Genomic DNA, 267 nt, shown 5'->3' with positions numbered 1-267 from the left:
CGACATAACTGCGCCGGTTAAAAACAGCACCGGTACTATTAAGTAAATAGGTAGGTAGTCGCCAACAAGCGATGCTACAAATACACCAGTACCCAACTCTTTTAAGCTTGCGCCAAGTGTAAGCGAAAGCAGTACAATGGCGACCAATGGCATTAATTCGCCCATACCTTTAAAGCCTGTATCAACTAATTGATGGTGCGTAAATTTACGCGAACCAATCATTAAAAAGTAAGCCACAACAATGGCTAAAACCGTTGCGTATAATAC

The 267-nt window shown here is 41.9% G+C and carries 1 protein-coding gene; it reads right to left on the bottom strand.

Annotated elements, in window-relative coordinates; translation table 11 throughout:
• On the bottom strand, positions 1 to 267 hold a 267-nt coding region (locus AAEY83_RS15645; protein ID WP_351060408.1), incomplete at both ends, for a Na+/H+ antiporter NhaC family protein.

Origin of the sequence: Psychrobacter sp. TB20-MNA-CIBAN-0197, assembly GCF_040309765.1 — a bacterium.
GTDB lineage: Bacteria > Pseudomonadota > Gammaproteobacteria > Pseudomonadales > Moraxellaceae > Psychrobacter > Psychrobacter submarinus.
This window is presented reverse-complemented; position numbering and strand designations above follow the sequence as displayed.